Annotated in this window: 5 protein-coding genes; 3 read left to right on the forward strand and 2 right to left on the reverse strand. The window is 70.8% G+C overall.

Annotation, left to right across the window (positions count from 1 at the left end; genetic code table 11):
• Positions 1-325 precede the first annotated feature (325 nt).
• The gene (locus tag B9G38_RS13560; RefSeq protein ID WP_049930686.1) at positions 326-688 is read left to right on the forward strand and encodes an Hsp20/alpha crystallin family protein; all 363 of its coding nucleotides are present in this window, start codon (positions 326-328) and stop codon (positions 686-688) included.
• A gap of 198 nt (positions 689-886) precedes the next feature.
• Positions 887-1,534 carry a deoxyribose-phosphate aldolase gene (gene deoC / locus B9G38_RS13565; RefSeq protein WP_086220710.1) on the forward strand — a complete coding sequence of 216 codons (648 nt, stop codon included), beginning with the start codon at positions 887-889 and terminating at the stop codon, positions 1,532-1,534.
• 71 nt (positions 1,535-1,605) lie between these two features.
• On the opposite strand, the gene B9G38_RS13570 is transcribed toward deoC, so the two are convergent.
• Positions 1,606-4,035, reverse strand: a complete 2,430-nt coding sequence (locus B9G38_RS13570) for a methyl-accepting chemotaxis protein (protein WP_086220711.1) — start codon at positions 4,033-4,035, stop codon at positions 1,606-1,608.
• The gene (locus B9G38_RS13575; protein ID WP_086220712.1) at positions 4,035-5,195 is read right to left on the reverse strand and encodes a BMP family protein; all 1,161 of its coding nucleotides are present in this window, start codon (positions 5,193-5,195) and stop codon (positions 4,035-4,037) included. The genes B9G38_RS13570 and B9G38_RS13575 overlap by 1 nt, the downstream gene beginning before the upstream one ends.
• 157 nt (positions 5,196-5,352) lie before the next feature.
• Between B9G38_RS13575 and B9G38_RS13580 the strand changes: the two genes are divergently transcribed.
• Positions 5,353-5,577 (forward strand): hypothetical protein, encoded by a 225-nt coding sequence (locus B9G38_RS13580; RefSeq protein WP_086220713.1) that lies wholly within the window; start codon positions 5,353-5,355, stop codon positions 5,575-5,577.
• Positions 5,578-5,786 lie beyond the last annotated feature (209 nt).

The following is a 5,786-nucleotide window of genomic DNA, read 5'->3' on the forward strand; positions in this document are numbered from 1 at the left end:
GGCGTCGAGCGGCTCGGGCCGAAATTCTATTACCCCAAGTTCCGCAAGTTCCGCTAGCCTCTGGCCGAAGGCAGGACGGTCTTCACACATACCCGTCTTTGCCAGGCCAGAGGCACTAATACTCCTGGTTCCGCCAGTCTACTGAAGAGCGTGTTCGCCAGACGGCGCCTGAGACGGCGACCGGATCCGTCGGCGCAGTTGTACGGAGCGCCGCTCGGTGGGACGGGCCGTCGACCGTTGTGTGAGACTCAACACCAAGATGCGTTAGATTTTTATAGAATCGCAACCCTATAATTGGATGAGTTCGAGGTGGTCAGCGATGCCCATGCTCGAGCCAGCAAACACGTGGACACAGGGACTCGACTTCCCGAGCAGACTGTTCGAATCCGGTAGCAACGACTACGAACTGTACGAGGAGGACGGCGAGTTCGTCCTGTCGGTCGAGCTTCCGGGGTTCGACCCGTCGGAGATCACCGCCTCGTGGAACGACGGCGTGCTTAACGTCGCCGGCGAACACGAGGACGAACACCGCGGGACCCGGCGGACGTACCACCGTCGGTTCCGCTTCCCGAAGGCGATCGACGAGGACGGTATCGAGGCCGAATACCGGAACGGCATCCTGACGGTGCGGCTCCCCGTGACCGTCGAGAGCGCCGTCAGCGGCACGGAGATCGAGATCGAGAGCTGACGCCGCCGCGCTCGGCCCGCGACCCTCGGTCTCCGAGCCCCGTAGTCGCGACGGACCGGCATCGCGCCGGGCCCCCTCCCCGCGAGTTCCGTTCCCGCGTTGTTCCGAACGCGCTCCCGTTCGTGCCGGAGCGACCGGTCGTCAAGTCGGTCGCGCCGACCCCGCACGCCTTTTACTGCCGCGCGCGACGGTCGACGCATGAACCGCGACGAGTTCGCCGCCAGCATCGACCACACCGTCCTCGGTCCGGAGACGACCTGGGACGACGTGCGGAGCGTTCTCGACGAGGCCGCCGCGCACGGGATGAACGCGTGTATCCCGCCGTGCTACGTCGCCGAAGCGGCCGAGTATGAGGCAGAGCCCGCGGCGATCGCCACCGTGGTGGGGTTCCCGCACGGGCAACACGACCCGACGGTCAAGCGCGACGAGGCGGTCACGGCGTGGGAGGCGGGCGCGGACGAGGTCGACCTCGTGATCAACGTCGGCCGGCTGAAGGCCGGCGACGGCGGCGCGGTCGCCGACGAGCTCGCGGACATCGTCGCGGCCGTGCCCGTCCCGGTGAAGGTGATCATCGAGACCGCCCTCCTCGACGACGCCGAGAAGCGCCGCGCGTGCGAGGCCGCGGTCGCCGCCGACGCCGACATGGTGAAGACGTCGACCGGGTTCGCCGACGGCGGCGCGACCGTCCCCGACGTCGAGCTGATGAGCGAGTACCTTCCCGTGAAGGCCTCCGGCGGCGTGGGCTCCTACGAGGAGGCGACGGCCATGCTCGACGCCGGCGCGGTGCGGATCGGCGCGTCGTCCGGCGTGGCTATCGTCGAGGGACACCCGGAGAGCGGGGAGTAACGCTCGTTCGTCGGTACGCAGTCGAAAGGTCGCCCTCGCGCTCGTTCGTCAATAGCGAGCCCGAAGCAGGGCTAACGTTCGTCCGACGACGGGGGGCGCCCGTCGCCGTCGGCGGCGAGCCCGTCACCGGACGGCGATCCGTCGGCGTCCCCGACGGTCCCGTTCTCGGCGTCGCGTCGCTCGTCGCCTCCGACCGCGTCGTCGCCCTCGGCCCCGTCGACGCCGTCGGACTCCGCGCTCTCGATTTCCTCGGGGTCGACGTCGACATCGAAGGCGGAGACCGACTCGGAGAGCGACTCGGCCTGTCCCCGGAGCCGGTCGGCGTTCTCCGCGATGGTGGCGACGGTCGCGGTCTGCTCCTCTGCGGCGGCGGACACCTGCTCGGAGCCGGCGGCGACCTCCCCGCTCACCTCGGCGACGTCCTCGACGCCCTCGACCGCGCGCTGCGTCGACCGCGCCTGGTCCTCGGCCGCCTCGCTGATCTCCTGAACGCCGTGGTTCGTCTCCTCGACGGCGTCGACGACCGCTTCGAGCGACGACGAGGCCTCGCGGACGGTGTCCGCCCCCTCGTCGATCCGCTCGTTCGTCTCGCGGATGTCATCGACCGTCGCGTCGGTCTCCTCGCGGACGGTCGCGATCTGCGACTCGATCTCGGCGGCGGCCTCCTGCGTCTCCTCCGCGAGCTCTTTCACCTCGTCGGCGACGACCGCGAAGCCCTCGCCGGCCTCGCCGGCGCGGGCGGCCTCGATCGAGGCGTTCAGCGCGAGAATGTTCGTCTGCTCGGCCACGTCGGTGATGAACTCCACCACCTCGTCGATCTCGTCCATGCGCTCGTCGAGCGCCTCCATCTGCTCGACCGCGGCCGCGGAGCGCGCCTCGATCGCGTCCATCTCGTCGAGCGCCTCCGAGGCGGCCTCGCGGCCTGACTCGCCGCGCTCCGCGGCGGCCTCGGCGGTCTCCGCGACGGACGCGGCGGACGAGGCGACCTCCTCGATGCTCGCGGAGAGGTCGCTCATCTCGTCGCTCACCTCGTCGAGGCGCTCGTCCTGACTGATCGCGCCGTCGGCGATCTCCTGGATCTGCTCGCTGACGGTCCCGCTCGCGGTCTCGCCCTCGTCGGCGCCGGCCGCGAGCTCCGCGCTCGCGCCGTCGACCTCGCCGGCGAAGGCGGCGACCCGCGCGGTGGTCCGCTCCAACTGGGCCACCATGTCGTTGAACTCCTCGGCGATCTCGCGCATCGCCTCGCGGTCCGCGTCCGGGTCCATCCGGCGCGTGAGGTCACCGTCCGCGACCGCGCCCATCACCTCGCTGTAGTCGGCCGCACGCGCCTCCATGTCGCGGGTGACGGCCTCCGCCTCCTCGCGGGCCGCCTCGGCCTCGTCGGCGGCGGTCTCGGCCTCGGCGATCCGGTCCCGGAGCGAGTCCCGCATCTCCCCGAAGCTCCTGAACAGGCGGCCGATCTCGTCGATCCGTCCGGTCGACAGGTCGACGTCGAGGTCCCCCGACTCGATCCGCTCGGCGCGGTTGCGGAGCCGCGAGAGCGGGAGCACCGTTCGAGTTCCGAGGACGGCGCCCACGACGCCCAGCGACGCGAGCGTGAGGAGGATGAGGAGCAGCACGGAGTTCCCCACGTCGTTGCGGACGGCGAACGCGGTCGACTGGTCGACGCTCGTGACGGCCACCCAGTCGGTGTCGGGAACGGAGGCGTACGCGTGGACCTGACCGGCGCCGATCCGCGTCGCGGTCGTGGCGTTGCCCTCCCGGATCGCCTCGACGCCGTCGGCGTGTTCCGCCTCGTCGACCGTGCCGTCGATGTCGAGGACGGTCTGCCCGGCGGCGTTGAGGATCATCGTCTCCTCCCCGGGGTCGCTGTTCTGGATGCGTTCGAGCTGCGGCTGGATGCGGGTGACCACGACGAGGTACCGGCCGTCGGCCCGCGGCACCGAGCTGGCGAACGCCATCACCGGGCGGTCGTTGAGCACGGGCGACCGGTACGAGCGGTCCGACCGCCAGACCCGGTCGTCCTCGCCGACCCCCTCGGGGACGTCCGCGTCGCTCCACGGCGCGTCGAGGTCGCTCGGCGCGCGCCCCTCTAAGGGGCGTTCGGTGCTGGCGACGACCCGGTCCTGCGCCGCGTCGACGAGGTGGATGCTAACGATGTCCTCGGAGAGCAGCTGGTCTTTCAACAGCACGTACGCCGGCGCGCGCCGGTCGGACCGGAGCGCGTCGGCCGCCGACATCGACCGCGTCTCGGTGCTCATCCGCTCGGTCCACGACCCGATCGCGTCGGCCTGGAGGCCGCCGGTCTCGGCGAGCTGCGTCGTCGCGTCCGACTCCACGGTCTGTTCGGTCTGGAGGTAGGTGAACGCGCCCCCGGCGACGACGACCGCCGCGACCACGAGGAACGCCAGCGCGAACTTCGCGGCGTACCGGCGGCGCACCGCGTTCGGGAGGAGCCGCCCGACCGCGCGTACGAGGCGCTCGAACGAGTCGGGTGCCATCAGTTCACCGCCTCCGGGTCCGTGGGGACCGACAGGTCGCCGGCGACGATCCGCTCGCCGGAGTCGACGATCGCGGCGCGCACGTCGTCGGGGATCACCGGCCCGAGCGTCGTACCGTAGATGAGCGCGACGCCGTCCTCGGCGAGCCCGAGCGCCGTCGTGGAGCCGGTGGCGAGGTCGTCGTCGATCGTCTCCTCGACGGCGTCGTACACCGCGGTGCCGACCCGCTTCACCATCGACGCGAGGATCACGTCGGCGTACCGCGGGTTGCTGCGCGACTGGTCGGAGTCGACGCCGATCGCGTACCGGCCGTACTCCTGGGCCGCCTGAAACACGCCGAGTCCGCTCCCGCCGGCCGCGTGGTACACCACGTCGGCCCCCTGTTCGAACATCTCCGCGGCGGCGGCGTACCCGCCCTCGGGGTCGTCGAACGCGCCGAGGTACGTTGACAGCACCGACACGTCCGCGGTCGCGTGGTCGACGCCGGCGCGGTAGCCGGCCTCGAACTTGCGGACGAGCGGCGAGTCGACGCCGCCGACGTAGCCGACGGTCCGCTCGTCGGGGACGGTCGACCCCGCGCCGACGGACACGTCGCGGTCCGTCACCAGCCCGGCGAGGTGGCCGGCCTGGAACGACCCCTCGTGTTCGCGGAACACGTAGCTCGCCACGTTGTCGCGGTCGACGACCGAGTCGACGATTGCGTACCGCTGGTCGGGGTGCTCGCCCGCGACCGTCGAGAGCGCGTCCGCCTGGAGGAAGCCGATACAGCAGATCAGGTCGTAGGCGGGATCGGTCGACGACGAGAGGGCGTCCTGCGCGGTCTCGAACTCCGGGATCGAGGTCGGCTCCTCGTTCGCGAACGCCACGTCGTGATCGAGGCGCGCGCGCTGGATGCCCCGGTTCGCGGCGTCGTTGAACGACCGGTCGTCTAGCCCGCCGAGCGCGTAGATCATCCCGACCGTCGCGCTGGCGTCCGCCGCGTTCCGGATCGCGTCTCCCCCGTCGGCCTCGTCGTCCGCCGGTTCGTCGTTGCCGGTGTCTATCGACGCCGCACCGGGGGCCTCGTCGCCGAGGCACCCGGCCAGCGCGCCCGCCACAGCCCCCCCGAGACCGGCGGCGAGCCGCCGTCGAGAGAGCGTCGTGGGTCCCGTCTGCGTCATGTCGCACCGGTTTCGACCGAGGGCTAAAACGCCTCGGAGCAAATTATCAATGATAATAGTAAACCGCGCTCACAGCCCCGGCGGTCCGGTCACCACCGTTCCCCGAGGCTGAGAATCCAGTCGGACGGATTTATAACCTGAGCGCGTACAAAGGGGTATGAGCCACCAACTGGGATCGCGTGGATTCGACCTCGACGCGGCGTTCAAGGCGTTCGGCGCGGTCGGGATCGCCATCTCCGCCGCGCTCACCGTGGCCGTGCTGGCGCTGACCGACCCGTTCGGCGAGTACGTCACCGCGTCGCCCGCCCTGCTCGGAACGCTGTTGTACGGCGCGCTCGTCGTCGCGGTCGGCTACACGACGTACGCCCTCCGTCGGCGCTGACGGTCTCCGCGCGCTCCCCGCCGGGAGACATAAACCGCTCGCCGGCGGAGCGTGACCCATGACCGACGAGCCGACCGACGCGGCGGTAGAGCGATTTCTCGACCGGGCGACGGCCGCCTTCGACGACTACGACGAGGGGTACGCCGACGCGGACGCGACGCTCGCGATGCTCCGTACTCACGTAGACGAGCTGTCGGCGAGCGTCGAGG

The organism is Halorubrum sp. SD612 (genome assembly GCF_002135005.1).

Bases quoted from the DNA above. Each gene is read 5' to 3' on its own strand.
- B9G38_RS13560 (WP_049930686.1), top strand. From the start codon at position 326: ATGCTCGAGCCAGCAAACACGTGGACACAGGGACTCGACTTCCCGAGC.
- B9G38_RS13575 (WP_086220712.1), bottom strand. From the start codon at position 5,195: ATGACGCAGACGGGACCCACGACGCTCTCTCGACGGCGGCTCGCCGCC.
- deoC (WP_086220710.1), top strand. From the start codon at position 887: ATGAACCGCGACGAGTTCGCCGCCAGCATCGACCACACCGTCCTCGGT.
- B9G38_RS13580 (WP_086220713.1), top strand. From the start codon at position 5,353: ATGAGCCACCAACTGGGATCGCGTGGATTCGACCTCGACGCGGCGTTC.
- B9G38_RS13570 (WP_086220711.1), bottom strand. From the start codon at position 4,035: ATGGCACCCGACTCGTTCGAGCGCCTCGTACGCGCGGTCGGGCGGCTC.